This is a genomic window from Streptomyces sp. NPDC012508, from assembly GCF_042902595.1.
Taxonomy (GTDB): Bacteria; Actinomycetota; Actinomycetes; order Streptomycetales; family Streptomycetaceae; genus Streptomyces.
Window position 1 is genome coordinate 167,814 of sequence record NZ_JBIBEO010000009.1, and the last position, 26,726, is coordinate 194,539.

26 protein-coding genes are annotated in these 26,726 nt (G+C 71.5%); 19 read left to right on the forward strand and 7 right to left on the reverse strand.

Annotated features, from left to right (window positions below):
• Positions 1–9 precede the first annotated feature (9 nt).
• The 13 genes from pafA to ACFY8U_RS28810 all read left to right on the forward strand — a co-directional run bounded on the left by pafA (position 10) and on the right by ACFY8U_RS28810 (position 13,792).
• Positions 10–1,371 (forward strand): Pup--protein ligase, encoded by a 1,362-nt coding sequence (gene pafA, locus ACFY8U_RS28750; RefSeq protein ID WP_389575241.1) that lies wholly within the window; start codon positions 10–12, stop codon positions 1,369–1,371.
• Positions 1,372–1,489: 118 nt separating this feature from the next.
• A complete protein-coding gene (locus tag ACFY8U_RS28755) occupies positions 1,490–2,428 on the forward strand; it encodes an FKBP-type peptidyl-prolyl cis-trans isomerase (protein ID WP_389575242.1) in 939 nt (312 codons plus the stop codon).
• A 60-nt stretch (positions 2,429–2,488) separates the two neighbouring features.
• Positions 2,489–2,869 carry an FKBP-type peptidyl-prolyl cis-trans isomerase gene (locus ACFY8U_RS28760; RefSeq protein ID WP_361439000.1) on the forward strand — a complete coding sequence of 127 codons (381 nt, stop codon included), beginning with the start codon at positions 2,489–2,491 and terminating at the stop codon, positions 2,867–2,869.
• A gap of 126 nt (positions 2,870–2,995) precedes the next feature.
• Positions 2,996–3,952, forward strand: coding sequence for a WYL domain-containing protein (locus ACFY8U_RS28765; RefSeq protein ID WP_361601580.1), 957 nt, complete (start codon positions 2,996–2,998; stop codon positions 3,950–3,952).
• Positions 3,953–3,969: 17 nt separating this feature from the next.
• Positions 3,970–4,926 (forward strand): WYL domain-containing protein, encoded by a 957-nt coding sequence (locus tag ACFY8U_RS28770; RefSeq protein ID WP_361438996.1) that lies wholly within the window; start codon positions 3,970–3,972, stop codon positions 4,924–4,926.
• 123 nt (positions 4,927–5,049) lie between these two features.
• Positions 5,050–5,307 carry a hypothetical protein gene (locus ACFY8U_RS28775; RefSeq protein ID WP_361438994.1) on the forward strand — a complete coding sequence of 86 codons (258 nt, stop codon included), beginning with the start codon at positions 5,050–5,052 and terminating at the stop codon, positions 5,305–5,307.
• Between the two features lie 109 nt (positions 5,308–5,416).
• A complete protein-coding gene (locus tag ACFY8U_RS28780) occupies positions 5,417–5,614 on the forward strand; it encodes a hypothetical protein (protein ID WP_361438992.1) in 198 nt (65 codons plus the stop codon).
• Between the two features lie 252 nt (positions 5,615–5,866).
• Positions 5,867–6,148, forward strand: coding sequence for a Sec-independent protein translocase subunit TatA (gene tatA / locus ACFY8U_RS28785; RefSeq protein ID WP_352186430.1), 282 nt, complete (start codon positions 5,867–5,869; stop codon positions 6,146–6,148).
• A 107-nt stretch (positions 6,149–6,255) separates the two neighbouring features.
• Positions 6,256–7,167: a twin-arginine translocase subunit TatC gene (gene tatC, locus ACFY8U_RS28790; RefSeq protein ID WP_389575414.1), complete on the forward strand. Its 912-nt coding sequence runs from the start codon at positions 6,256–6,258 to the stop codon at positions 7,165–7,167.
• A 42-nt stretch (positions 7,168–7,209) separates the two neighbouring features.
• Positions 7,210–8,124 (forward strand): diacylglycerol kinase, encoded by a 915-nt coding sequence (locus ACFY8U_RS28795; RefSeq protein ID WP_389575243.1) that lies wholly within the window; start codon positions 7,210–7,212, stop codon positions 8,122–8,124.
• A gap of 44 nt (positions 8,125–8,168) precedes the next feature.
• A complete protein-coding gene (locus ACFY8U_RS28800; RefSeq protein WP_389575244.1) occupies positions 8,169–10,997 on the forward strand; it encodes a DEAD/DEAH box helicase in 2,829 nt (942 codons plus the stop codon).
• A 247-nt stretch (positions 10,998–11,244) separates the two neighbouring features.
• Positions 11,245–12,630, forward strand: coding sequence for a cytochrome P450 (locus ACFY8U_RS28805; RefSeq protein ID WP_389575245.1), 1,386 nt, complete (start codon positions 11,245–11,247; stop codon positions 12,628–12,630).
• 19 nt (positions 12,631–12,649) lie between these two features.
• A complete protein-coding gene (locus tag ACFY8U_RS28810; protein ID WP_389575246.1) occupies positions 12,650–13,792 on the forward strand; it encodes a winged helix DNA-binding domain-containing protein in 1,143 nt (380 codons plus the stop codon).
• A gap of 20 nt (positions 13,793–13,812) precedes the next feature.
• On the opposite strand, the gene ACFY8U_RS28815 is transcribed toward ACFY8U_RS28810, so the two are convergent.
• From ACFY8U_RS28815 to ACFY8U_RS28825, 3 genes are all read right to left on the reverse strand, one after another.
• Complete coding sequence (locus tag ACFY8U_RS28815; RefSeq protein WP_389575247.1) at positions 13,813–14,811, reverse strand: ADP-ribosylglycohydrolase family protein; 999 nt, start codon at positions 14,809–14,811, stop codon at positions 13,813–13,815.
• A gap of 157 nt (positions 14,812–14,968) precedes the next feature.
• On the reverse strand, positions 14,969–15,418 hold the full coding sequence (locus tag ACFY8U_RS28820) for an ABA4-like family protein (protein WP_389575248.1): 450 nt from the start codon (positions 15,416–15,418) through the stop codon (positions 14,969–14,971).
• Positions 15,415–16,317, reverse strand: a complete 903-nt coding sequence (locus ACFY8U_RS28825) for a hypothetical protein (RefSeq protein ID WP_389575415.1) — start codon at positions 16,315–16,317, stop codon at positions 15,415–15,417. Before ACFY8U_RS28825 ends, ACFY8U_RS28820 begins: the two co-directional genes overlap by 4 nt.
• 177 nt (positions 16,318–16,494) lie before the next feature.
• Between ACFY8U_RS28825 and ACFY8U_RS28830 the strand changes: the two genes are divergently transcribed.
• The gene (locus tag ACFY8U_RS28830) at positions 16,495–17,127 is read left to right on the forward strand and encodes a MerR family transcriptional regulator (protein ID WP_361760562.1); all 633 of its coding nucleotides are present in this window, start codon (positions 16,495–16,497) and stop codon (positions 17,125–17,127) included.
• A gap of 169 nt (positions 17,128–17,296) precedes the next feature.
• On the opposite strand, the gene ACFY8U_RS28835 is transcribed toward ACFY8U_RS28830, so the two are convergent.
• Both ACFY8U_RS28835 and ACFY8U_RS28840 read right to left on the reverse strand, forming a co-directional pair.
• Positions 17,297–18,133, reverse strand: coding sequence for a siderophore-interacting protein (locus ACFY8U_RS28835; protein WP_389575249.1), 837 nt, complete (start codon positions 18,131–18,133; stop codon positions 17,297–17,299).
• Between the two features lie 74 nt (positions 18,134–18,207).
• Positions 18,208–19,113, reverse strand: a complete 906-nt coding sequence (locus tag ACFY8U_RS28840; RefSeq protein ID WP_389575416.1) for a 5'-3' exonuclease H3TH domain-containing protein — start codon at positions 19,111–19,113, stop codon at positions 18,208–18,210.
• Positions 19,114–19,489: 376 nt separating this feature from the next.
• Between ACFY8U_RS28840 and ACFY8U_RS28845 the strand changes: the two genes are divergently transcribed.
• The 4 genes from ACFY8U_RS28845 to ACFY8U_RS28860 all read left to right on the forward strand — a co-directional run bounded on the left by ACFY8U_RS28845 (position 19,490) and on the right by ACFY8U_RS28860 (position 23,847).
• The gene (locus tag ACFY8U_RS28845; RefSeq protein WP_389575250.1) at positions 19,490–20,563 is read left to right on the forward strand and encodes a glycine betaine/L-proline ABC transporter ATP-binding protein; all 1,074 of its coding nucleotides are present in this window, start codon (positions 19,490–19,492) and stop codon (positions 20,561–20,563) included.
• On the forward strand, positions 20,556–22,361 hold the full coding sequence (locus ACFY8U_RS28850) for an ABC transporter permease/substrate binding protein (RefSeq protein WP_389575251.1): 1,806 nt from the start codon (positions 20,556–20,558) through the stop codon (positions 22,359–22,361). The genes ACFY8U_RS28845 and ACFY8U_RS28850 overlap by 8 nt, the downstream gene beginning before the upstream one ends.
• A 206-nt stretch (positions 22,362–22,567) precedes the next feature.
• A complete protein-coding gene (locus ACFY8U_RS28855; protein WP_361438968.1) occupies positions 22,568–23,119 on the forward strand; it encodes an XRE family transcriptional regulator in 552 nt (183 codons plus the stop codon).
• Positions 23,116–23,847, forward strand: a complete 732-nt coding sequence (locus ACFY8U_RS28860) for a helical backbone metal receptor (RefSeq protein ID WP_389575252.1) — start codon at positions 23,116–23,118, stop codon at positions 23,845–23,847. The genes ACFY8U_RS28855 and ACFY8U_RS28860 overlap by 4 nt, the downstream gene beginning before the upstream one ends.
• On the opposite strand, the gene ACFY8U_RS28865 is transcribed toward ACFY8U_RS28860, so the two are convergent.
• Positions 23,774–24,928 (reverse strand): TDT family transporter, encoded by a 1,155-nt coding sequence (locus tag ACFY8U_RS28865; RefSeq protein ID WP_389575253.1) that lies wholly within the window; start codon positions 24,926–24,928, stop codon positions 23,774–23,776. The two genes, ACFY8U_RS28860 and ACFY8U_RS28865, sit on opposite strands and share 74 nt — an antisense overlap.
• A 70-nt stretch (positions 24,929–24,998) precedes the next feature.
• On the opposite strand from ACFY8U_RS28865, the gene ACFY8U_RS28870 reads away from it, so the two are divergent.
• The gene (locus ACFY8U_RS28870) at positions 24,999–25,934 is read left to right on the forward strand and encodes a LysR family transcriptional regulator (protein WP_361760544.1); all 936 of its coding nucleotides are present in this window, start codon (positions 24,999–25,001) and stop codon (positions 25,932–25,934) included.
• A gap of 91 nt (positions 25,935–26,025) precedes the next feature.
• Here the strand turns inward: ACFY8U_RS28870 and ACFY8U_RS28875 are convergent, their stop codons facing one another.
• Positions 26,026–26,703 (reverse strand): gamma-glutamyl-gamma-aminobutyrate hydrolase family protein, encoded by a 678-nt coding sequence (locus ACFY8U_RS28875; protein ID WP_389575254.1) that lies wholly within the window; start codon positions 26,701–26,703, stop codon positions 26,026–26,028.
• Positions 26,704–26,726: the final 23 nt, after the last annotated feature.

The following is a 26,726-nucleotide window of genomic DNA, read 5'->3' on the forward strand; positions in this document are numbered from 1 at the left end:
TGTTCAGACATGGACCGCCGCATTTTCGGGCTGGAGAACGAGTACGGCGTCACGTGCACGTTCAGGGGACAGCGCCGACTGTCTCCTGACGAAGTGGCGCGCTACCTCTTCCGCCGTGTCGTGTCATGGGGCCGCAGCAGCAATGTCTTCCTGCGGAACGGCGCCCGCCTGTACCTGGACGTGGGTTCGCATCCGGAATACGCAACGCCGGAATGCGACAACGTGACCGAACTGGTCACGCACGACAAGGCCGGCGAACGCATTCTCGAAGGCCTGCTCGTCGACGCCGAACGCCGCCTGCACGAGGAGGGAATCGCGGGCGACGTCTATCTCTTCAAGAACAACACCGACTCGGCGGGAAACTCCTACGGCTGCCACGAGAACTATCTCGTCGCCCGCCACGGAGAGTTCTCCCGGCTGGCGGACATCCTCATTCCCTTCCTCGTCACCCGACAGCTCATCTGCGGCGCCGGAAAGGTGCTGCAGACCCCGCGCGGCGCGGTCTACTGCGTCTCCCAGCGGGCCGAGCACATCTGGGAGGGCGTCAGCTCCGCGACGACCCGCTCCCGGCCCATCATCAACACCCGTGACGAGCCGCACGCGGACGCCGAGCGCTACCGCCGGCTGCACGTCATCGTCGGCGACTCGAACATGTCCGAGACGACCATGCTGCTCAAGGTCGGCGCCACCGACCTCGTGCTGCGCATGATCGAGGCGGGCACCGTCATGCGCGACCTGACGCTGGAGAACCCGATCCGGGCCATCCGCGAGGTCAGCCACGACATCACCGGCCAGCGCAAGGTCCGCCTCGCCAGCGGCCGCGAGGCCTCCGCCCTGGAGGTCCAGCGCGAGTACTACGAGAAGGCGGCCGACTTCGTCGACCGCAGGGGCATCCGTACGGGCACGGTCGCCCAGGTCCTGGAGCTCTGGGGCCGTACGCTCGACGCCATCGAGGCCGAGGACCTGGACCGGATCGGCACCGAGGTCGACTGGGTCATGAAGTACAAGCTCATCGAGCGGTACCGGGCGAAGAACAACATGACCATGTCGCACCCCCGGGTCGCGCAGATAGACCTCGCCTACCACGACATCCACCGCCGCCGCGGGCTCTACTACCTGCTGGAGCGCAAGGGGCAGGCGGCCCGGATCTGCAACGACCTGAAGATCTTCGAGGGCAAGTCCGTGCCCCCGCAGACCACCAGGGCGCGACTGCGCGGCGACTTCATCCGCCGCGCGCAGGAGCAGCGACGGGACTTCACCGTCGACTGGGTCCACCTCAAGCTCAACGACCAGGCGCAGCGCACGGTGTTGTGCAAGGACCCCTTCCGGTCCGTCGACGACCGGGTGGAAAAGCTGATCGCCGGAATGTAGGACATCGGCGTACGAAGTGCCGGGGCCCCGCGCGATTGACGTGCGGGGCCCTTGGCCTGTCCGGACGGTCCCCTAGAGTGTCGAGCAACTAATGTGCCGTCTGAGATCTGAGGAACACGTGCGCCGACTTGCCGGCCTACTGGTCGTCCCACTGCTGCTGCTCTCGACCGCGGCCTGCGGCAGCGACGACGGAGGCTCTGATTCCGCCTCGATGAAGAACGGGCTGCCCGCCATCACCGCGGGTGAGAAGTTCGGAGAGAAGCCCACCCTTGCGAAGGGCGAGGGCGACCCGCCCAAGGAACTCAAGGTCAACGTGATCAGCGAGGGCGACGGCGCGGTCACGAAGAAGGGCGACGCGCTCCAGGTGAACTACCTGGGCCAGGCCTGGGACTCGACCACCCCCTTCGACAACAGCTTCGACCGCGGGACGCCGTTCGACCTGACCCTCGGTGCCGGACAGGTCATCAAGGGCTGGGACCAGGGCCTGGAGGGCCAGAAGGTCGGCAGCCGGGTCGAGATCGGCATCCCGCCGGAGCTCGGCTACGGGGAGCAGGGCCAGGGTGACATCAAGCCCAACGCCACCCTCGTCTTCGTCGTGGACATCCTGAAGTCCACCACCATCCCGAAGTCCGCCGAGGGCACCGAGGTCGCCCAGGACAACAAGGACCTGCCCAAGGTCGGTACGAACACCGACGGCAAGGCCCCCTCGCTGACCGTGCCGAAGGTCGACCCGCCGACCAAGCTCGTCTCCAACTACATCCTGGAGTCCAAGGGCGAGGTCGTGAAGGGCACCGACACGGTCGTCGTGAACTACGTCGCGGCGCTGTGGAAGGACGGCAAGGTCTTCGACTCGACGTACCAGACGGGCAAGACCGCGAACTTCCCGCTCGCCCAGCTGACGTTGAAGGGCCTCAAGAACGGCATCACCGGCAAGAAGGTCGGCAGCCGCATCCTGATCGTCGCCCCGCCGGCCGAGGCCTTCGGCGACCAGGAGCAGCAGGGTATTCCGAAGAACTCCACGCTGGTGTTCGCCGTCGACATCCTGGCGAAGATGTAAGACTGTCCCGGTCGCGCAGTTCACCGTTGCGCGGTTCATCAGTTTGAGGAGCACACTGCAGTGAGCATCGAGAAGCCCGAGGTCGACTTCCCGGGCGGCGAGCCGCCGAAGGACCTTCAGATCAAGGACATCTGGGAGGGTGACGGCGAGGTGGCCGGCAAGGGCGACTTCGTCAAGGTCCACTACGTGGGTGTGGCCTTCTCCACCGGCGAGGAGTTCGACGCCTCCTGGAACCGTGGCAGCGCGCTGGACTTCCAGCTCGGTGTCGGCCAGGTCATCGCGGGCTGGGACCAGGGCGTGCAGGGCATGAAGGTCGGCGGCCGCCGCCAGCTGGTCATCCCCGCGCACCTCGCCTACGGCGACCGCGGCGCCGGCAGCGCGATCGCGCCCGGCGAGACGCTGATCTTCGTCTGCGACCTGGTCGGCGTCACCAAGCGCTGACCGGATCCACTCGAACGAGGGCCCATGCCGCTTCAGGCATGGGCCCTCGGCTTTTGCCACGACACCCCGGGGCGGTACGGTCGGATGTCCCCGAAGTCAATCCGGCAGAAGAGGTGCAGGGCGTCGATGGCGATTGCCAAGGCCGAGCGGCTGATGAATCTGGCCCTCTGCCTGCTCGGGACCCGCAGACCGCTCAGCAAGCGTGAGCTGCGCGGCTCCATCGAGGCCTACATGGAAGCCGGAACCGACGACTCCTTCAACCGGATGTTCGAGCGCGACAAGGACGATCTGCGCGAGCTCGGCCTGGTCATCGAGACCGTCGAGAACCTGGAGGGCGAGACCGGCTACCTGGCCCGCCGCGACTCCAACCGCCTCCCCCCGATCACGCTCGACGCCGAAGAGGCCGCGGCGCTCGGCCTGGCCGCCAAGGTCTGGCAGCAGGCCCGCCTCGCCGGCGCCGCCAGCGGCGCCCTGCAGAAGCTCCGCGCGGCCGGCATGCCCGAGGCAGAGGACTCGTACGACGCCCAGCACAGCGCCCTCGAACCGCGCATCCCGGTCCACGAGGCCGCCTTCGAGCCCCTGATGCTGGCCTGCCGCGACCGGCGCCCCGTCGTCTTCGACTACCGCAAGGCGACGGCGGCCCGCCCGGAGACCCGCCAGGTCGAGCCGTGGACGCTGGAGTGCTGGCGAGGCCACTGGTACCTGGCCGGCTGGGACCGCGACCGTGGTGCCGAGCGCGTCTTCCGCCTCTCCCGTATCACCGGCAAGGTCCGCTCCCGGGCCGGTGCCTTCACCGCTCCCGTGCCCGACGTGGTCACCGTCCGCGAGACCGTGGAGAGCTGGGCCGGCGAGACCGCCACCCGCTCCGCCCGGATCCGGCTGCGCACCGGCTGCGGCTACCCGCTGCGGGCCCGCGCCCAGTCCGTACGGGAGGGCGCGGACGGCTGGGACGAGCTGGAGATCCCTTACGGGCACGGCCTGGACGCCTGGCTCGTGGAGTTCGGTCCCGATGTCGTCGTACTCGAGCCCGCGGATCTGCGGGCCGACGTGGTGGACCGGCTGCGCGCCGTGGCCAAGGGCTGAAGGGGGAGACGTACATCATGGCTGCGAACGCGATCGACCAGACGAGGCGGATGCTCTCCCTCGTCACCTACCTACGGGAACGCCCCGGCGCGCATGTCGCCGACGTGGCCCGTGCCTTCGGGATCACCGAGGACGAACTGATCTCGGACCTCGACGTGCTGCCGATGTGCGGCACGAGCTTCCGTGGCGGCGACCTGCTCGACATCGACACCGACGGCGACCGGATCTGGTGGCACAACCCGGACGATGTGGCCGAGCCGCTGCGCCTCGCCGCCGACGAGGCGACGGCCCTGCTGGTCGCAGCGCGCGCCGTGGCGACGCTGCCCGGACTGCGCGAGAGCGACCGCGAGGCCCTGCTGCGAGCCACCGCCAAGCTGGAGACCGCCGCCGGTGAGGCGGCCGGGGCGAGCGCCCGGCTCTCGGTCACCTTCGAGTCCGAGGGAGGCGTCTTCGCCGACGTGGACAGGGCGATCTCGGAGCGCCGGCGGCTGTGGGTGCGGTACTACTCGCCGGCCCGCGACGAGCTGACCGAGCGCGAGGTGGACCCGATCCGGCTCTTCGCCGTCGGCCACACCTACATGGAGGCGTGGTGCCGGCTCTCCGAGGCGCGCCGCACCTTCCGGCTCGACCGGGTCGCCGAGATCCGGATCCTGGACGAGCATGCCGCGCCGCCGGAGATCGAGCTCCGGGATCTGTCGGAAGGGCTCGTCCAGCCCTCCGCCGAGGACCCCGAGGTCGTCGTCGAGGTGGGCCCCGGTGGCCGCTGGGTGGCGGAGTACTACCCGCACGACCGGGCCGACGAGCTGCCCGACGGCGGGCTGCGCATCACGCTGCGTACGCCGGCCCCCGCATCGCTGCGGCGCCTCGCGCTGCGGCTCGGCAGCGACGGGCGGATCGTCTCCCCGCAGGACCTCGCCGACAGCGCGAGGGAAGCGGCCTCCGCGGCGCTCGCCGCCTACGAGGGCCACGCGTAGGACGCGGGGAATGTGACATTCCCCGCCGACTGGACGCAGTTGCCTGGGGGAGGGTGACGGATGGCCGAAAGTGGCGGGGGTACGTGGGCAGCCGAGAGCGCGGGAACGAGAGGGACGAGAGAAATGTCCGTGATGCACGGAATGACGGCTTCGATCGCACCGGTCTTCTTCAAGGCCGCCTGCCCGGACTGCCGTGCCCGCTTCGAACTCTCCGCGGGCGCCCTGCGCCTCGCCATCGGCGCCAGCCGCCGTACGACCTTCTACTCCTTCACCTGCCCCGAGTGCGGCAGTTCCGTCCGCAAGCCCGCGGGCGAGCGGATCGTCGAACTCCTCACCGGCGGCGGCGTCCGCACCCTGCGCCTGCACTCCTCCACCGTCTGACGCCCTGTCCGAGGGCCGGCCGGGGTCTCGCCGGACGCATCGGCATCCGCGCCGGTCGTCCGGAGCACGCCGGGCACACCGGCCTCCGGGCAGCGTCTAGGCTCGGCACATGTTCTGGCCCATGCTCGCCATCGCTCTCGGCTTCCTCGGCATCGCCGTCCTCGGCATCCTCGCCATCAAGGTCTTCCTCGAGGCCCAGCGGCTCGGCCGCCAGGTGGCCCGTACCACCGAGCGCATCAACCGCGCCGCCGAAGACCTCGAACGCGCCGCCACGGACCTGAGCCAGACCGGTGGAGCCCTGCGCTAGCACGGGATTCGTGGCTCCGCGGCAGCGCTTCCCGGGCGCGGGTGGTGGTCTCCTCGGCTGCGGCGACGCGGGGTACGCTGCTGAGCGCGGCCCAGATCAAGAGGTACGGGTCGCAAACGGGTGTACGCACGGGGATTGCCCTGCGTTTACTCGTGCGCGTTACGATCGCTGACGGTCGGGTTCGGACAACAGTCCGGGCGGCGGCCGGCAGACCAGCACCACGCCGCCTCGATGAGAAGGTAGACCACGCTTATGTTCCGTCAGATCGGTCCTCTCGAGATCAGCCTGATCCTCCTTGTCATCGTGCTGCTCTTCGGAGCCAAGAAGCTGCCCGAGATGGCCCGTTCCCTCGGCAAGTCGGCGCGCATCCTGAAGAGCGAGGCCAAGGCGATGAAGTCGGAGGGCCAGCAGCCCGCCCCCGCCGACCCGCCGGCCGAGCAGCCCCCGGCTGCGCAGCGCACGATCAAGGCCGCCCCCGGCGACGTCACCTCCGCCCGGCCCGTCACCGAGCCGTCGGACACCACCCAGCGCTGACCCCGCTCGACCCCCAAGGCCGCTTCACGACGGCCTGCCGCACGAGATGAGGACGTGGGTTGCTCAAGCCTGCCCGCACAAAGAAGGAGAAGGACCCCGAGGGGCGGATGCCGCTCGTGGAGCACCTGCGCGAACTCCGCAACCGCCTGACCAAGGCGATGCTCGCGGTGATCGTGACCTCGGTCGTGGCTGCGTTCTTCAGCCAGCAGCTGATGGACTTCCTCTCCTCACCCGTCCCGAAGTGTTCGCCCGGCACCTCGATCGCCGACAACACCGGCGGGCGCTGCGTCGTCATCGCGTACCAGACCGTGCTGTCACCCTTCACCTCGACCGTCAAGGTGATCATGCTCGCGGGTGTGCTCGCCGCCTCCCCGGTCTGGCTGTACCAGCTGTGGGCGTTCGTCGCGCCCGGCCTGCACAAGAGTGAGAAGCGGTACACGTACTACTTCGCGGCCGTCGCCGTGCCGCTCTTCGCCGCCGGCGCCTACGTCGCGTACCTGATCATGCCGATCAGTGTGAAGGTCCTGATCAGCATCACTCCCGAAGTCGCCTCCAACTTCGTCTCGCTCGACGACATCCTGGACTTCACCACGCGCATGGTGCTCGTCTTCGGGCTCGCCTTCGAGCTGCCCCTGCTGCTGATCATGCTCAACTTCGCCGGTGTCGTCACCGGTAGGCGCATGGCCGGCTGGTGGCGCGGCGTGATCATGGGCATCTTCGTCTTCGGTGCGGTCGCCACGCCGTCCACCGACCCCTTCGGCATGATCGCCCTCTCCGGGCCGATCATCGTGCTGTACTTCATCGCCGTCGGCATCGCGATCCTGAACGACCGGCGCCGCGCCAGGAACAACCCGGACGCCGAGCTCGACGACGACGAGGCCTCCAGCCTCGACCTCACCCCCGAGGCCGTCGGCGCCGTGGAACCGGTCAGCGCCGCCCGCGCCCTGCCCGAGCAGTCGTCCGGTGAGGCCGACGGCCGAAGGGCGCTCCGCCCCGGCGGTTACGACGACATCACCTGATCTTGTAGGGTCCTCCCCCCAGCTCCGTCCGGGGGGACGCCCATGACCCGCGAGATCACCCTCTTCGTCAACCCCACCGCGGGACGCGGCCGGGGAGCGCACGCCGCGCAGCCGGCCGCCCAGGCGTTCAGGGACGCCGGATTCACCGTCCGTACCCTCGTCGGCGCCGACGCCGACGACGCCCTGCGGCGCGCCCGTGAGGCCGTCGCGGGCGGGACCGGTGCGCTCGTCGCCGTCGGCGGGGACGGCATGATCTCCCTCGCCCTGCAGGCCGTGGCCGGCACCCGCACCCCGCTCGGCGTGGTGGCGGTCGGCACCGGAAACGACTTCGCCCGCGCCCTCGGCCTGCCGCTGCGCGACCCGTCCGCCGCGGGCCGGCTCGCCGCGGACCTGCTCAAGGGCGGCGGCGGGCGCGCCATCGATCTCGGCAGGGTCGGCGACCGCTGGTTCGGCACCGTCCTCGCCTCCGGCTTCGACTCCCGGGTCAACGACCGCGGCAACCGTATGCGGCTGCCCGTCGGCCGCTTCCGGTACGACCTCGCGATGATCGCCGAACTCGCCGCCTTCCGGCCCGTCCCGTACCGCCTCACCTTCGACGACGGCACCGAGCGGCAGGTCGCGGCCACGCTCGTGGCCGTCGGCAACGGCACCTCGTACGGCGGCGGCATGCGGATCTGCGCCGGGGCGCGCATGGACGACGGCCTCTTCGACGTCACCGTCGTCGGCGACTGCAGCCGTACGACACTGATCAAGGTCTTCCCACGGGTCTACCGCGGCACCCACCTCGACCACCCCGCCGTCACCGTCCACCGCGTCCGCTCCCTCACCCTGGACGCGCCGGGTATCACCGGCTACGCCGACGGCGAGCCGCTCGGACCGCTCCCGCTGACCGCCGCATGCGTGCCCGGAGCACTGCGCGTCCTGGCGCCGCCGGCCGGGTCCTCGGTCCGTCATTAAAGATCGCGTCACTGTCAGAGGTGGCGGGTAGGCTCGACAGCAAGATGACAGAGGACCTCACACCAGCCGAAGCGTACGCAGCCGCCCGGGCCCGCAATGCCGAGCAGGCCACGGCGCTGGCCCCCTTCCGCGAGATGTACGAGTTCGGTCTGGACCCCTTCCAGATCGAGGCCTGCCAGGCCCTCGAAGCGGGCAAAGGCGTGCTCGTCGCCGCGCCCACGGGCTCCGGCAAGACCATCGTCGGCGAGTTCGCCGTCCACCTCGCCCTGCTCCAAGGGCGCAAGTGCTTCTACACGACACCGATCAAGGCGCTGTCGAACCAGAAGTACGCCGACCTCGTGAAGCGGTACGGACCGGGCAAGGTCGGCCTCCTCACCGGCGACAACAGCGTCAACGGGGACGCCCCGATCATCGTCATGACCACCGAGGTCCTCCGCAACATGCTGTACGCCGGGTCCCAGGCGCTCAGCGGCCTCGGCTATGTGGTCATGGACGAGGTGCACTACCTCTCGGACCGTTTCCGCGGTGCCGTCTGGGAGGAAGTGATCATCCATCTTCCCGAATCGGTGACGCTCGTCTCACTCTCCGCGACCGTCTCCAACGCCGAGGAGTTCGGCGACTGGCTCGACACCGTCCGGGGCGACACCGAGGTCGTCGTCTCCGAGAGCCGCCCCGTGCCGCTCTGGCAGCACGTCCTCGCCGGCCGCCGGATGTACGACCTGTTCGAGGAGGAGACCGACCACGGCGGCCGTGGCGCGGCCCGCCGTGAGGTCAACCCCGACCTGCTGCGGCTGGCCCGCACCGAGAACTCCCGTACGTACAACCCGCGTGAGCGGCGCCGCGGCAAGATGGTCCGCGAGGCCGACCGGGAGCGGGAGCGCCGTCAGCGCTCCCGTATCTGGACACCCGGACGGCCCGAGGTCATCGACCGCCTCGACGCCGAAGGGCTTCTGCCCGCCATCACCTTCATCTTCAGCCGGGCCGGCTGCGAGGCCGCCGTCCAGCAGTGCCTGTACGCGGGACTGCGGCTCAACAACGACGAGGCGCGGCAGCGCGTCCGCGAGATCGTCGAGGAGCGCACGGCCGCCATCCCGTCCGAGGACCTCCACGTCCTCGGGTACTACGAATGGCTGGAGGGCCTGGAGCGCGGCATCGCCGCCCACCACGCCGGCATGCTGCCCACCTTCAAGGAGGTCGTGGAGGAGCTCTTCGTCCGCGGCCTCGTCAAGGCGGTCTTCGCGACCGAGACCCTCGCGCTGGGCATCAACATGCCCGCCCGGTCCGTGGTCCTGGAGAAGCTCGTCAAGTGGAACGGCGAACAGCACGCCGACATCACGCCCGGCGAGTACACCCAGCTCACCGGACGTGCCGGACGGCGCGGCATCGACGTCGAGGGCCACGCCGTCGTCCTCTGGCAGCGCGGTCTGGACCCCGGTCACCTCGCCGGACTCGCGGGCACGCGCACGTACCCGCTGCGTTCCAGCTTCAAGCCGTCGTACAACATGGCCGTCAACCTCGTCGACCAGTTCGGCGCCCACCGCTCGCGCGAGCTCCTGGAGACCTCGTTCGCGCAGTTCCAGGCGGACCGGTCCGTCGTCGGCATCTCCCGGCAGGTCCAGAAGAACGAAGAGGGCCTGGAGGGCTACCGGGAGGGCATGACCTGCCACCTCGGAGACTTCGAGGAGTACGCGCGGCTGCGCCGCGACCTCAAGGACCGTGAGACCGAACTGGCCAAGCAGGGCGTCGCACAGCGCCGCGCGGCGGCCGCCGCCTCCTTGGAGAAGCTGAAGCCGGGCGACGTCATCCACGTGCCCACGGGCAAGTTCGCCGGACTCGCCCTCGTCCTCGACCCGGGGATCCCCGCCGGGCGGACCAACGGGCACCGCGGCTTCGAGTCCCACGACGGGCCCCGCCCGCTCGTGCTCACGGCCGAACGGCAGGTCAAGCGGCTCGCCTCGATCGACTTCCCGGTCCCGGTCGAGGCCATGGAGCGGATGCGGATCCCCAAGTCCTTCAACCCGCGCTCCCCGCAGTCCCGGCGGGACCTCGCCTCGGCCCTGCGCACCAAGGCCGGGCACCTCAACCCCGAGCGGCACCACAGACAGCGTGCGGCCGCCGCCGACGACCGCGAGATCAACCGGCTCCGTACGGAGCTGCGCGCGCACCCCTGCCACGGCTGCGACGAGCGCGAGGACCACGCCCGTTGGGCCGAGCGCTACCACCGGCTGCAGCGTGACACCCGGCAGCTGGAACGGCGCATCGAAGGCCGGACGAACACCATCGCCCGCACCTTCGACCGGATCGTCGCGCTCCTCACCGAGCTCGACTATCTGCGCGGCGACGAGGTCACCGCCAACGGCAAGCGGCTCGCCCGGCTCTACGGCGAGCTCGACCTGCTGGCCAGCGAGTGCCTGCGCGACGGAGTGTGGGAGGGCCTGACCCCGCCCGAACTGGCGGCGTGCGTGTCGGCGTTGGTGTACGAGGCGCGTCAGTCCGACGACGCCGTGGCGCCGAAGGTCCCCGCGGGCAAGGCCAAGGCCGCACTCGGCGAGATGGTGCGGATCTGGGGGCGGCTCGACGCCCTGGAGGAAGAGTTCAAGATCAATCAGGCGGAGGGGGTCGGACAGCGCGAGCCCGACCTCGGGTTCGCCTGGGCCGCCTACCAGTGGGCCTCCGACAAGGGGCTCGACGAGGTCCTGCGGGAGGCGGAGATGCCCGCCGGTGACTTCGTGCGCTGGTGCAAGCAGGTCATCGACGTCCTGGGGCAGATCGCCGCCGCGGCGCCGAAGGAGAACAGCACCGTCGCCAAGAACGCGCGCAAGGCGGTGGAGTCGCTGCTGAGGGGAGTCGTGGCGTACAGCTCGGTGAGCTGATGCGCTTCTGAACTCGTCTGCAGGGGCCCGTGGTTGATGCCGCGGGCCTTTGGCGTACGCGGATTTCTTCCTCGGTGTCGCAGACGTTTCCTCCTTCGTGTCGAAGGCTTCTTCCTCGGTGGCGCGGTATTCGTCCGGGAGGGGCGGGGTTGTCCACAGGGGCGTTGTCCACAGGGGTGGCGGAGTGTCAGGCCTCTCCGATTCCATGGACGTACACACCGGGGAACACCGCTGGGAGGGGACGCACGTGACCACGCAAGCCGGTTCGGCCGCCGTCGAGGAGACGGCCGACGGACACACGATCGTGCCGGGGCCACGGGGCGTACCACTGCTCGGAAACCTTCCGGAGTTCGGCAAGGACCCGCTCGCCTTCTTCGAGCGGCTGCGCGAGCGCGGTGACGTCGTCAGCTGGCGCTTCGGACGCGGCCCGGCACTCTTCGTCGCGCACCCCGACACCATCGGTGAACTCCTCACCCAGGTCGAGAGCACCTTCGACCAGCCCGACCTGGGCATCGCCTTCCGTACGCTGCTCGGCAACGGAGTCGTCGTCGCCAAGGGCGCCGACTGGCGCCGCAAGCGCTCCCTCGTCCAGCCCTCCGTCCGGCCCAAGCAGGTGCGTTCCTACGCCGCCACGATGGCCGAGTGCGCCATCGCCCTGGCCGACCGGTGGAGCGACGGACTGCACATCGACATCAAGAAGGAGATGACCGCCCTCACCCAACTGATCGCCGTCCGCACCATCTTCGGCGTCGACACCGCCGCCGACGCGGAAGCCATCGGCCGTGCCATGGATGTCGCGCAGAAGGAGATCGGTGCCGAATTCAGCGGTATCGGAGCCCTGTTGCCCGACTGGGTGCCCACACCGGGACGGGCACGCATCAAGCGCGCCACCGCGGTCATCGACGCCGAGGTCGCCCGGGTCGTCGCCCGTCACCGCGACGGCGAGACCGAGCGGCCCGACCTGCTCAGCCGGCTCCTCGCCGCCCAGGACGAGACCGGCGCCCACCTCTCCGACCGGGAGATCCGCGACGAGACCGTCACCCTCTACATCGGCGGACACGAGACCACCAGCTCCACCCTCGTCTGGGCCTGGCACCTCCTCTCCCGCAACCCCCGCGTGCGGGACGCCCTCGGCGAGGAGCTGGACCGGGTCCTCGGCGACCACGAGCCCGGCTTCGACGACTACGCCCGGCTGACGTACACCCAGGCCGTCGTGAAGGAGACGCTCCGGCTCTACCCGACCATCTGGCTCCTGACCGGGGTCGCCCGGGAAGGCGCGACGCTCGGCGGGATGCCGGTGGCCCCCGGGACGCGGGTGTGGAGCAGCCAGTGGGCCACGCACCGGGACGGGCGCTGGTTCGGAGGCCCGGAGGAGTTCCGCCCGGAGCGCTGGGGCACCGTGGAGGGCGAGGCCGGAGACGACATACCGGAGTACGCCTGGTTCCCGTTCGGTGGCGGGCCCCGGGTGTGCCTCGGGACGCGGTTCGCGATGGTCGAGGCCGTCCTGATCCTCGCGGTTCTCGCCCGGCGGTTCCGGCTCGACCTCGGCCCCGGTGAGATACGCCCCGTGCCGAGCCTGACCCTCCAGCCCGACCGGGAGGTCCTCGCCACGGTCCGGACCCGCCGCACATGAGGTGCGGGATGATTTCCGTATGAAGATCAGCGCTCGGGGGCTCAACAGGTCCACTCTCGCCCGGCAGTTGCTGCTCGGTCGCGAGAGTGTCGGCGCCGCGGACGCGGTACGGAGGGTGGTCGCGCTGCAGGCCCAGCAGCCGGCCTCGCCGTACCTCGCCCTGTGGAACAGGATCGCCGGGTTCGACCCGTCCGAACTCGACGACGCCTTCGCCCACGGGACGGTCGTCAAGGCGACCCTCATGCGGATCACCCTGCACGCCGTCCACGCCGACGACTACCGGGCGTTCCGCGCGGCTCTGCACCCGGTGCTGCGGGCCGGGCGGCTGGGTGACCGGTTCACGGTGTCGGGTCTGACCCCGGCGGACGCCGACACGCTCGTCCCGGAGCTGCTGGCGTTCGCCGACCGGCCCCGGACGAACGCGGAGTACGAGGCGTGGCTGGAACAACGCGCCGGGACCGCGCCGAAGTCGGGAGCCTGGTGGGGGCTGCGGCACTACACACCGCTGCTGCACGCGCCCACCGCGCCCCCCTGGTCGTTCGGGGATCGGCCTTCGTACGTGGCACCCCCGGACCCGCCGGTGCCGCCGACGCCGGAGGTGTCCGACGCCGCGCTGGGGACGCTGGCCCTGCGCTTTCTCGCAGGGTTCGGGCCCGCGTCCGCGGCGGACGTGGCGCAGTTCGCGATGGTCCAGCGGGCCAGGGTCAGAAGGGTGCTGACGGCGCTGGGCGACGAGCTGGTACGGGTGGAGGGGCCGGACGGCGAAGGGCTGTTCGACGTGCCGGGCGCGCCGTACCCGGACGAGGACACGCCCGCTCCGCCCCGGCTGATGGCCATGTGGGACAGCACGCTGCTGGCCTACGCCGACCGCAGCCGCGTCATCCCGCCCGACTACCGGACGGCGGTCATCCGCAGGAACGGAGACGTGCTGCCGACCCTGCTGGTCGACGGCCATGTCGCCGGCGTGTGGCGTCCGGCGGAGGGAGGGATCGAGGCGACCGCGTTCCACGGTCTTGCCGACGAGGCCTGGGAGCAGCTCGCCGAGGAGGCGCGCTCGTTGACGGCGTTCCTCGCCGACCGCGAGCCGCGGGTCTACCGCCGCTACGACCACTGGTGGAGCAAGCTGCCGGACGGCGAGACCCGGCTGCTGCCCGGTACGTGAGGCGCCGCCCCGGTCCCGGCTCAGACCGTGGGCGGCCCGCTGCCTTCGTCGGGGGTCGGGGCGGGAGCGGTGGCCGGGACCGAGGGCCTGGGCGGGGCGGTGGCGAGGGCCGTGGCCAGGGCTCGGAGATCATCGGCGTGGAGGACTCGGTCGCCGAAGCCGGGGAGGGGGACATGGAGGGGGTCCGTCCAGCGGGACGGGATGGAGGCAGGGCCGTGGACCGCGCCCGCCAGGATGCCGGTGACCGCCGCGACGGTGTCCGTGTCGCCGCCGAGGTCGATCGCCGCCGAGAGCGCCTCCTCGAAGGTGCCCGTCGTGCGCAAGGCCCAGACGGCCGAGCCCAGGCACGGCCAGACCGCACCGTTGAACTCGGTCGCGTCGTCCGGGTGCCAGTCGGGCGCGAGCACGATGGCCCAGCGCTCCCGATGCGCCGGGGCGACGGCTTCGAGGGCGGCGGGGAGGGCGGAGAGCGGGTCCTCGCCGAGGAGCGCGACGCGGACGAGCTCGTGGAGGACGGCCGTGCCCTCCCAGGCGGCCGCATCGCCATGGGTGAGCGCGGCGATACGGCGGGCGGCGGCCATGGTGGCCTCGCGTCCCGCGGCGGCGAAGTGGACGGCCGAGGTCGAGGCCCGCACCAGCGAACCGTTGCCGGCCGCACGCCCGTTGACCTGGAAATGGAGGGCGGCCGCCAGGTCCCAGGGCTCGCCGCTCCTGAGGACGTCATCGGTCTGGAGCCCGATGTCCTTGGGATCGGCCGCTGCCCAGGCCACGAACCGCCGGAAGACATCCGGCAGATCGAGGCCATCCCGTTCGAGCAGCGACTCCCCGACCAGGACGGCCATCTGCGTGTCGTCGGTGGCCTCGCCCGGATCCCAGCCGCCACCCCCGCACATCTCACCCCGGCCCGAGGGAAACCGCTCCCGGTACACCCCCGGCAGCCCGAACTCGAAGGGAGCGCCGAGCGCGTCCCCGACGGCGGAGCCGAGCACGGCCCCGACGGCCCGGTCGACGGTTCGCATCCGGCCAGCCTAAGGGCCGTCCCGTACATGACCTGTCAGTCCGCCGGCCGACTACGGCCTCCGGTTCGCAACTGGCCCGTGGAGAGGAGTCCGAGCAGCACCCGGTCGCCGGAGGCCGAGCATCCTGACACCTGGCCCAGCGCGGTCGATCCCGCCCTCAGGCGGCGTGCGGGGCCGCCACAGGGGGAGCGGGCTTCTTCTTCGCCGCTCGCAGTCCGAGGAACACGAGCAGTCCGAAGGGGGACAGCAGGATCGTCAGCACCAGCAACGGACCCATCACCAGAGGCGAGATGCCCCGCCTGCGGGCCTCCTGATACATCCACTGACCGACCAGCAGATCCCAGGCGATGACCTGGGCCCAGATCGCCCCGGCTCCGTCCGCCGTGGCCGTGAGCTCCCGGAAGGCGTCGAGGTCAGGGCTGCTCACCGCCGCCCACAGCTCGGGGAAGACCGGGAGTGCCAGGGCGACATAGACCGCCAGGATCGGCAGGACCGTCAGCGGCGAGGCCGCCATCCGCTCGGTCACGCGCCACCGTGGCGCGAAGATCATGAGCAGCCAGACGGGTGCGGCGAGGTAGAAGCTGAGCTCGAAGAGGAACTCGGTCATGAGGCGAACTCCTTCGCTACGGGGGTGGTTTCGGTGCGGTTCGGGGTGCGCAGGGCCGCCCAGGCCGACCCCGCGCCGAGGAGGGCGATCGCGGCGGCCGCGGTGAGGGTGGCGCCGTCGGGGTCCAGCAGCGCCTGACCGCGGAACGCCTGCCAGGTGACGAGGGCGAAGAGCGCCGCGTACGTCCCCGAGGCCACGAGCGTCAGCCGCAGACGTACCCGTTCGTCGCGCAGCCGGATGAACCTCGGGGCGAGCGTGACGAGCAGGAGCACCACGAGCGGGATCACCTGGAGGGCGTGCATGCCGAAGAAGTGGGCGATGCGCAGATCGCCGCCGGTCGTGGACCAGCCGGTCACGGGCATCGTGGGGCCGCCGTCGGGGACGCCGACGCTGTGCGCGCCGACGATCCCCGCGTCGTCCCCGACCGCGCGCTGTTCGGGCGTGGGCCGCGTCATCACGAACCCGATCGCGGTCCCGGCGAGGGCGATCAGGGACGCGAGGCGTACGGACCAGGCGGTGGCGCGGTCCAGGATCCGGGCGCGCAGCAGCAGGACCGCGATGATCAGCGCGGCCAGCCACAGGACGGCGATGGTGAGGCCCATCACCCGGAAGACGGCGGAGTCGAAGGCCGTCTCGTGGTTGAAGTGGCTCCGCCGGCCGCGGACCACCTGCATCGTGATCAGCACCATCTCGATGCCGCTGGTCACGGTCACCACCGTTCCGGCCCACCAGCCGACCCGCCGGCCGCGGGGGAGCAGGGTGAGCATCCAGGCGAGCGTCATGCAGTACGCGACGAACGACACCGCGAACTTGAACGGCTTCGCCCAGATCGGCGCGCCGACCAGGACCCGGTCGTCGAAGAGCAGGCCGCCGAACGAGACCAGGGCGAGTAACGCCATGGACGCGGAGAACCAGACCAGGGGCCGGTGGAACTCGTGGACCCGCGGAAAGGATGAGGTCATGTGGGTACCCCCGTAGAGCATGGATAGCGTGACTTGCCGCTATCTGATAGCGCCACTATCTAGGATGGGGAGGTCGCTCGGCAAGTCCGGAGCGAGACGGAAAGGTGAACGCGGGTGCGCATCGGAGAATTGAGTCGCCGTACCGGGGTGTCGGTACCGACGATCAAGTACTACCTACGGGAAGGGCTGTTGCCGGCCGGGGAGCTGTCGAGCCCGAACCAGGCTTCGTACGACGAGACGCACGAGCGGCGGCTTCGCCTGATTCGCGCGCTCCTGGATGTCGGCGGACTGTCGATCGCCGGGATCCGCGAGGTGCTCGCGGCGATCGAGGACCGCGAGCGTCCCGTGCACAAGATGCTGGGTGCGGCGGCGGACCGGGTGGTGCCGCGCTACACGGAGGAGCCGGGGGAGGGCGTCGTCGCGGCCCGGAAGACGGTCGCCGAACTGATCGCCCGGCGCGGCTGGACCACGTCCGCGGAGAGCCCCGCGGCGGAGGCGCTCGCGGTCGCCCTGGCGGCGCTGAAGGAGGTCGGCCACGGGGGGTTCGCCCAGGTGCTCGACACGTACGCCGGGGCGGCGGAGCAGGTGGCCGGGGCGGACCTGGAGTACGTCGCGGGCAACGTGGAGCGGGAGGAGCTCGTGGAGAGCGTGGTGGTGGGGACGGTGCTGGGGGACGCGATGTTCGCCGCGCTGCGGAGGCTGGCGCATGTGGATGCGTCGGGGAGGGTGTTCGGCACGGGCGGGTGACCGCACGGCGTGCGCTTTCCAGCGCGGCGCGGGCACTTCGGGGCCTCGGCCCCGGGGTGCCCGGCCCTCGCGGGTGCGGGCGCCCCGGGGTCGGGTCATGTGCTGAACGGGCTGCCCTGTTGGGCGGTCGGCCGCAGGGGCCCGGGGCGGGAGGCTCCGGGCCCGGGTGCTAGTTCTCCTGCTCGCGTTCCACCTGGTCGTTCCAGTCGCGCTTGATCGCGCGCCAGGCCTCGTCCGTCTTGCCCACGCGCCAGTAGCCCGAGATCGACAGGCGCTCGCGCGGCACCTGGCGGTCCAGGCGAAGGTGGCGGCGGAGTTCCTTCACGAAGCCGGCCTCGCCGTGGACGAAGGCGTGGACGTCGCCCGCCGGGAACTCCAGCGCGCGGACCGCCTCCAGGAGGGCCTCGCCCGTCGGGCGGTCGCCCCGGTGCAGCCAGGTCACCTCGACCCCCGCCGCCGTCGCGAACTTCTGCTCCTCCGACGCGTCCGTGACCTCCAGGAACGCGCGGACCGCCGAGCCCTCCGGCAGCCGCTCCAGAGCCACCGCGATCGCCGGCAGCGCGCTCTCGTCGCCCACCAGCAGGTGCCAGTCCGCCTCGGTGTCCGGCGCGTAACCGCCGCCAGGCCCGAGGAAGCGGATCGTCTCGCCCGCAACGGCGCGCGCGGCCCACGGCCCCGCCAGGCCCTCGTCGCCGTGGACCACGAAGTCGACGGTCAACTCGCGGTGGAGCGGGTCCCAGCTCCGTACCGTGTACGTGCGCGTCGTGGGCCACTGCTCGCGCGGGAGCTCCGCGCGGATCCGCTCCATGTCGAACGGCTCCGGGTAGCTCACGCCCTCCGGCGCGAAGAGCAGCTTCACGTAGTGGTCGGTGTACTCGCCCACGGTGAAGTCGTCCAGGCCCTCCCCGCCCAGCACGACCCGCACCATGTGCGGCGTGATCCGCTCCGTGCGCACCACCTTCGCCTCGTGGGCCTGCGGTGCCTTGCGCGCGGGCTGCTCTGCCACGACGGTCTCCCCTGACTCTGCGAACTTAGGTTTACCTAAGCTAGCATCCCGGGTCGCCGTGGGCCCACAACCGCTCAGCGCGCCAGTACGGGAAGCAGCCGCCCCACGGCCCCGCCGAGCCCCCACCGCGTCACCAGCTCCGCCAGCGCCTCCGGGTCGCGCGGCCCGGCCGGCAGGGCCGGGTCGAACTCCGGCAGCGGGACGTCCCCCGCCACCCGGACGACCGTCGGGGCCACGTCCAGGTACGCCGCCGCCTCCACGATCCCGCGCCGCTTGGCCGGGGTCAGCTTCGACGTACGGTCCACGGCTGCCGTACGCACGCCCGCCAGATCGCCGTACTCCGTGATCAGCTGCGCGGCCGTCTTCTCGCCGATGCCCTTCACCCCGGGCAGTCCGTCGCTGGCGTCGCCGCGCAGGGCCGCGAAGTCGGCGTACTGGCCCGCCCGCACCCCGTACTTCGTACGGATCATGTCGCCGTCGACCAGGTCGCAGTCTCCGACGCCCTTGCGCGGGTACAGCACGCGCACGCCGCGCTCGTCGTCCACCAGCTGGAAGAGGTCCCGGTCGCCCGTGACGATGTCCACCGGCCCCTTGGCCTGCCCGGCCAGCGTCCCGATGACGTCGTCCGCCTCGTAGCCCGCGACCCCCACCCGGGCGATCCCGAGAGCGTCGAGCACGGCCTCGATCACCGGCACCTGCGGAGAGAGCGTGTCCGGGATCTCCTCCTCGTCCGGCCCCGTCTCCGTCACCACGGCCACCCGGTGCGCCTTGTACGAGGGGATCAGGTCCACCCGCCACTGCGGTCGCCAGTCCGCGTCCATGCAGGCGACGAGGTCGTCGGGGTGGTGGTCCTGGACGAGCCGGGTGATGAAGTCGAGGAGGCCGCGCACGGCGTTGACGGGCGTGCCGTCCGGGGCCCGGACCGAGTCCGGCACACCGAAGTACGCGCGGAAGTACAGAGAGGCGGTGTCGAGGAGCATCAGGCGTCGCGTCACACCCCGATCATGCCGCACCCCACTGACAGCGGCCCCACGCGACAAGCAGCTCCTGGAAAGCCCTCCGCGTCCCCGCAAGCCCCTCCCCTTCCTCGGAACCCCCCTTCCCCGGAAGCCCCTCCCCGGAGCCCGTTCCCCGGAAAGCCGTCCCAGTGACCCCCGTCACCTTTGCGTTTGCCGCCGGAAGCCCCGGGCAGGCGCGGGCCCGGAGCGGACCCGGTACGGGATTCAACAACGAATCGCCGTACATCACGGGAGGCGCGGGCCGAAACCGCCCCGCTCCACGGCCCGGATGCGGGGTGGTCCCTCAGGACGCGGTCCTGAGGGGAGGGCCGTTCTCGTTTCAACGCGTGAGGTATATGTGTCCAGGCTCCAGGCCGATCACCTGTACAAGGTGTTCGGCAGACGACCCGACGAGGCCGTGAAGAAACTCGTGAACGGCGCGGACCGCGACGAGCTGCGCGCGGACGGCACGACCGCCGCGGTCATCGACGCGTCCTTCACCGTCGAGCCCGGGCAGATCTTCGTGGTGATGGGTCTGTCCGGATCCGGCAAGTCCACCCTCCTGCGCATGCTCAACGGCCTGCTCGAGCCCACCGCGGGCCGCGTGCTGTTCGACGGCAGGGACCTCACCGCGCTCAGCCCCCGCGATCTGCGCACCGTGCGGTCCACGAAGATCAGCATGGTCTTCCAGCACTTCGCCCTCTTCCCGCACCGCAGCGTCCTCGAGAACGCCGCGTACGGCCTGGAGGTCCAGGGCGTCCCGCGCGCCGAGCGCGAGACCCGGGCCGCGGAGGCCCTGGAGCTGTGCGGCCTCGCCGGCTGGGAGAAGTCCTGGCCCGACGAGCTGTCGGGCGGCATGCAGCAGCGCGTGGGCCTCGCCCGCGCGCTCGCGACCGACGCCGACCTGCTCCTCATGGACGAGTCGTTCAGCGCGCTCGACCCGCTGATCCGCCGCGACATGCAGGACCAGCTCCTCGAACTGCAGAAGCGGCTGAAGAAGACCATCGTCTTCATCACCCACGACCTCAACGAGGCCATGCGCCTCGGCGACCGCATCGCGGTGATGCGCGACGGCCGGATCGTCCAGCTCGGCAGCGCCGAGGACATCCTGATCCGTCCCTCCAACGACTACGTCGCCTCCTTCATCCAGGACGTCGACCGCTCGCGCGTCCTCACGGCCGCCGCCGTGATGACCGAGCCGGACCACCCGCGACCCGACGGCTGCGACTGCGAGACCGTCGGCCCCGACACCCTCGTCGCCGACCTGTGCGCCGTCAGCGCCCGCGTCCCGCACGCGGTGGCCGTCAAGGACACCGACGGCACCGTCCTCGGAGTCGTACCGCAGTCCCGGCTGATCGGCTTCATCGGGGACGAGCAGCGCCCGCCCGTTGCCTGCACCACCGGCGAGAAGGAGGTGGCCGCGCATGCCTAGGCTTCCTCTCGGCCAGTGGGTCGACAGCTCCGTCGACTGGCTCCAGGCCCAGCTCTCCTGGCTCTTCGACGCCATCACCACCGTCGTCACCGGTCTCTACGACGGGATCGACGCGGTCCTCTCGGCGCCCGAGCCCCTGCTCTTCGCCGGCATCCTCGCCGTCGTCGCCTGGTGGCTGCGCGGGCTGACCGCCGGTGTGCTGGCCTTCGCGGGCTTCGCGCTCGTCGACTCCATCGAGCTCTGGGAAGACGCCATGTCGACCCTCTCGCTGGTACTCGTCGCCACCCTCGTCACCCTGGTGATCGCCGTACCGCTCGGCATCTGGGCGGCCCGTTCCAAGACCGTCAGCGCCGTGCTGCGCCCGGTCCTGGACTTCATGCAGACCATGCCCGCCATGGTCTACCTGATTCCCGGCATCATCTTCTTCGGCGTCGGCGTGGTCCCCGGCATCATCGCCACCATCGTCTTCGCCCTGCCGCCGGGCGTCCGGATGACCGAGCTCGGCATCCGCCAGGTCGACGGCGAACTCGTCGAGGCCGCCGAGGCGTTCGGTACGACCCCGCGCAACACGCTGCTGCGCGTGCAGCTGCCGCTCGCCCTGCCCACGATCATGGCCGGTATCAACCAGGTCATCATGCTGGGCCTGTCCATGGTCGTCATCGCCGGCATGGTCGGCGGCGGCGGGCTCGGCGGCGCGGTCTACCGCGCCATCGGCAACGTCGACATCGGCCTCGGCTTCGAGGCCGGCATCTCCATCGTCATCCTCGCCATGTACCTCGACCGGATGACCGGTGCGCTGGGCCGTCAGGTATCGCCGCTCGGCCGCCGGGCGCTCGCCAAGGCGCGGGCGGCGAGCGCCGCGCGCGCCGGCGCGAAGATCTGGAGCCACCGCCCGCAGCCGGTCACCGCGCTCGTGGGCGTGGTCGTCCTCGCGCTCGTCGCCGGTGGCATGGGCTTCCTCGGCGGCGGTGCGGCGTCCACCACGGCCGGCGGCGAGGACATCGGCCACGGCAAGAAGATCACCATGGGCTACATCCCCTGGGACGAGGGCATCGCCTCCACCTTCCTCTGGAAGGAACTGCTCGAACGGCGCGGCTACGAGGTCGACGCCAAGCAGCTGGAGGCCGGCGCGCTGTACACCGGCATGGCGGGCGGTCAGATCGACTTCGAGACCGACTCCTGGCTCCCGGTCACGCACGCCCAGTACTGGGAGAAGTACCAGAACAAGCTGGAGGACCTCGGCTCCTGGTACGGCCCCACGTCCCTGGAGCTGTCCGTGCCGTCCTACATGAAGGGCATCGACTCGCTCGACGACCTCAAGGGCAGGAGCGGTGAGTTCAAGGGCCGGATCATCGGCATCGAGCCGAGCGCCGGAATGATGGGCATCCTCAAGGACAAGGTCCTGAACGAGTACGGCCTCAAGGGTGAGTACAAGGTCGTCGACGGCTCGACGCCCGGCATGCTCGCCGAGCTGAAGCGCGCGTACGACAAGAAGGAGCCGGTCGTCGTCACGCTCTGGTCGCCGCACTGGGCCTACTCGACGTACGACCTGAAGAAGCTCAAGGACCCCAAGGGCACCTGGGGCAAGGGCGACGGCGTCCACACCCTCGCCCGTAAGGGTTTCACCGCCGACAACCCCGAGGTCGGCGCCTGGCTGAAGAACTTCGAGCTGACCGAGAAGCAGCTCACGGATCTCGAAGCCGCCATCCAGAAGACCGGCAAGGGCAAGGAGCAGGAGGCCGTCCGCGGCTGGCTGGAGAAGAACCCCGGCCTCGCGGAGAAGCTGGCTCCGCAGTAGCGCCGGCGGGGGAATCCCCCCGAGGGCCGGCGGGGAAATCCCGACGGCCGTGGAGGGAATCCCGGCTCCCGACCGCACAGGGGTGGTCGCCGAACGTGTTCGGCGGCCACCCCTTTTCGCCACGACGCGAAACCCCGCGCCAAAGCTGCGTAAGGTTCAGGTAACCGACCAGTACGCGGCACCGAGGCACGAGGGAGGGAGCCGACATGGACGACAAGGATTCCCCACGCGTGGGCGCGGCCGTCAAGAGGCGCCGCAGGACCCTCCAGCTGACCCTGGCCGTCGTGGCCTCGCGCAGCGGCCTGTCCGTGCCCTTCCTCAGTCAGATCGAGAACGAGCGGGCCCGCCCCAGCGAGCGCTCCCTCTCCCTCGTCGCCGGCGCCCTGGAGACCACGGCCGCCGAACTGCTCGCGGCGGCCGAGGCGGCCCGCACCGTCGACGTCGTACGGGCCGAGGAGCACCCCCACGCGATGCCGCCCGGGGTACGGTCCCTGGTCCGCGGCCGGCACCAGCTGCACGCGCTGGAGTTCACCGGCGAGCGGGACGCGGGCCGCGAGTTCCAGCACCGCAACGACGAGTTGCTGTTCGTCGCCGACGGCGCCGCCGAGGTCGAGGCCGAGGGCCGGGCGTACCGGCTCGAGCGCGGCGACACGCTCTACCTCTCCGGAGGCGTACGGCACCGCTGGCGCGCCACCGAGCCCGGCACACGTCTCCTCGTCGTCGCCGTCGCCGAACACATCGAGGCCGACGACACGTGAGCCCGGCGCCCCGCGTCGTCTCCCTCGTCCCCTCGCTGACCGAGGCCGTCGCCGTCACCGCACCCGGCCTGCTCGTCGGCGCCACCGACTGGTGCAGCCACCCCGTCGGCCTCGACGTCATACGGATCGGGGGCACCAAGAACCCCGACGTCACGGCCGTCACCGCGCTCCGCCCCGATCTGGTGATCGCCAACGAGGAGGAGAACCGGGCCCCCGACCTCGCCGCCCTGCGCGCTGCCGGGACCGAGGTCCTGGTCACCGAGGTCCGCACACTCGACCAGGCCTTCGGCGAGCTGGACCGTGTCCTGCGGGCCTGCGGCCTCCCGGGCCGGCCGCGCTGGCTGGACGAGGCGGAGGAGGCGTGGGCGGCCTTCGAGGCGCCGGGCCCGCCGCTCACCGCCGTCGTGCCGATCTGGCGCCGGCCCTGGATGGTCCTCGGCCGTGACACCTTCGCCGGAGACCTGCTCGGCCGCCTCGGCGTACGGCATGTGTACGCCACGCACGCCGAGCGGTACCCGAGAATCCCCCTCGACGAACTCCGGGCGGCCGGTGCCGACCTGGTGGTCCTGCCGGACGAGCCGTACCGCTTCACGCGCGACGACGGCCCCGAGGCGTTCCCCGGGACCGCCGCCGCACTCGTCAGCGGGCGTCATCTCACCTGGTACGGGCCGTCACTGGCCGAGGCGCCGCGGGTCCTCGCCCGGGAGCTGCGAGCAGCGCACCGCTGAACAGCCCGCGCAGGGTGTGGAATCCGGCCACCAGCCAGGCCCCGACGAGGAACACGTACAGCACGATCGCGAGCCAGCGGTAGGCGGCGAGGCCCGTGTGCTGGGCGAGCCCCTCGGCCCCCGTCACGCAGGTGCCGACCGGGAAGGTGAAGGCCCACCAGGTCATCGCGAAGTCCATTCCCCGGCGGCGGGCCCGCAGCACCATCGCCCCGGCCAGAGCCAGCCACAGCAGGGCGAAGCCCATGACGGGGACGCCGTAGAGGACGGCGAAGGCGGCGAATCCGTGCGCGTACGGGGTGGGCAGCACGCCCGGCGCGACGTCGGCGAACTTGTTCGCGGCGGTGGTCGACTGGCCCAGGGGGCCGAGGACCAGGAAGAGCGCCGGGGTGAGTGCGAGCGGCAGCGGACCGGCGGTGACCAGCCGGCCGAAGACCAGCGGCAGCATGACGAGGGTCGCGAGCAGGCTGATGCCGAACATGGCGTAGCAGGCGATCAGAAGGGTCTGCTGGGGCTGCCCGGCGGGCAGGCGGGGCAGGAGCAGCGGGCCGACGGCGGCGGAGACCATGGGCGCGACGACGGGCAGCAGCCACACGGGGGAGGCGCCGTCGGTCTTGTGGTGCACCACCATCAGGTACGGGATCGCCACGGCGGCCGCCAGGCCGATCGCGGTACCGGCCGTGAACAGGACCGTGTCGACGGCGACGGCCGCGGGCTCGCCGATCCAGTCCCGGCCGACGATCAGTGCGCCGGCGCCGACCGCGAGCAGAGCCATCGACAGACAGCCGTAGAACGGGGCCACGGCCGGGTCCATGAGGTGCTCCCTGGCCCGGTCGCGGTGGTGGATCCAGTGCGCGGCACGGGCGGTGAGCAGGGTGAGGAGCATCGCGGCGGAGAGGACCCAGACGGCCGTGCAGACGGTGCGCAGGCCGGGGACGTGCACGGGGAGGGTCGCTCCCGCGTTGGCGACGATGGCGGTGCCCATCACCGAGGCGTACCAGTTGGGGCCGAGGTGACGGACCGCGGCCGCCCGTACGCCGGGGGTGGTGGCGAGGGCCGGGAGGGAAGGTGCGAGTGTTGCCATGGCCTCACCCTCGCGCGGCCGCGCGGGCCCGACCAGGGATCTTGGCGCTATGACGTCATAAGCTGACTTTATGAGCAGCGAGCCCAGTCAGTCCGCACCCCTGTCCCACCGGGTCCCCGACCTCGGCGCGCTCGAACTGCTCCTGGCCGTCGCCCGCCACGGGAGCCTGGGGCGGGCCGCCCGCGAGGTGGGCATCACCCAGCCCGCGGCCAGCAGCCGGATCCGGTCGATGGAGCGGCAGCTCGGAGTCGCCCTGGTGGACCGCTCGCCGCGCGGCTCACGGCTGACGGACGCGGGGGCGCTGGTCACGGACTGGGCGCGGCGGATCGTCGAGGCGGCGGAGGCCTTCGACGCGGGGGCGCAGGCGCTGCGGGGGCGGCGGGACTCGCGGCTGCGGGTGGCCGCGTCGATGACGATCGCCGAGTATCTGCTGCCGGGGTGGCTGATCGCGCTGCGCGGGGACCGGCCGGACACGGCGGTGTCGTTGATGGCGGGGAACTCGGCGGCGGTCGCGGAGCGGCTGCTCGCGGACGAGGCGGACCTGGGGTTCGTGGAGGGGCTCGCCGTGCCCGAGGGCCTGGACGGTGCGGTCGTGGCTCGCGACCGGCTGGTCGTGGTCGCCGCGCCGTCCCATGTGTGGGCCCGCCGTCGCAGGCCGCTGGACCCGGGGGAGCTGGCCGCGACCCCGCTGATCCTGCGCGAGCGGGGGTCGGGGACCCGTCAGGTCCTCGACTCCGCACTCTCCGCGCACGGGGGGCTCGCGCAGCCGCTGCTCGAACTCGCCTCCACGACGGCCGTGAAGGCGGCGGCGGTCAGCGGGGCGGGGCCGGCGGTGCTGAGCGAGCTGGCGATCGCGGAGGAGCTGGCGTCGCGCCGCCTGGTCGAGGTCCCGGTGGACGGCGTCCTGCTCCGCCGTGACCTTCGCGCGGTCTGGCCCACGGGCCACCGGCCCACGGGGCCGGCGCGGGACCTGCTGTCCTTGACGCGGGCGACGCCGACGGGGTGAGGGGCGGGGGCGTTTCGGCCGGTGGGTGGCTGCGGGTCCGTCGTGGCTGGTCGCGCCGTTCCTCGCGCCCCTGGGGGGGCGGGCCCCCGGCTCAGGTCGATGCCGCGACCAGGCCGCGCATCACCCTCAGGTCCTCGCCCATCTCCGGGTGCCATTGGACGCCCAGGGCCCAGGCCGGGGCCGGGAGTTCGATCGCCTCGATCGTGCCGTCCTCCGCGTACGCCGAGGGGGACAGGCCCTCGCCGAGGCGGTCCACCGCCTGGTGGTGGTAGGTCGGTACCGAGGCGAGCTCCGGCACCAGCGAGGCGTACCGCGTCAGCGGGACCGGCTTCACCGTGTGACGGCCGATCACGCCCGTCGCCTCCACATGGCCGTCCAGGTGCTGGACCAGCGTGCCGCCGAGCGCCACGTTCAGCAGCTGCATGCCCCGGCAGATGCCCAGCACCGGCGTGCCGGAGGCGAGCGCCGCCTCGATCAGGGCCAGTTCCCACGCGTCCCTGGCCCGGGCCGGCGGGCCGGTACGGGGGTCGGGCTCGGCCCCGTACCGTACCGGCTCGACATCCGCACCGCCCGCGACCACCAGACCGTCCAGCCGCGCCACCACCGACGCCGCCGCGGACGGGTCGTCCGGCGGGAGCATCGTGGCGAGGCCACCGCTCGCCTGCACCAGACGCGGGTACTGCGCGGGCAGCAGCGCCGCGGGCATGTCCCACACGCCCCAACGGGCCTGGTCCAGATAGGTCGTCACGCCGATGAGCGGCTTGGACACGGAATCTCCTCCAGAAGAACCGA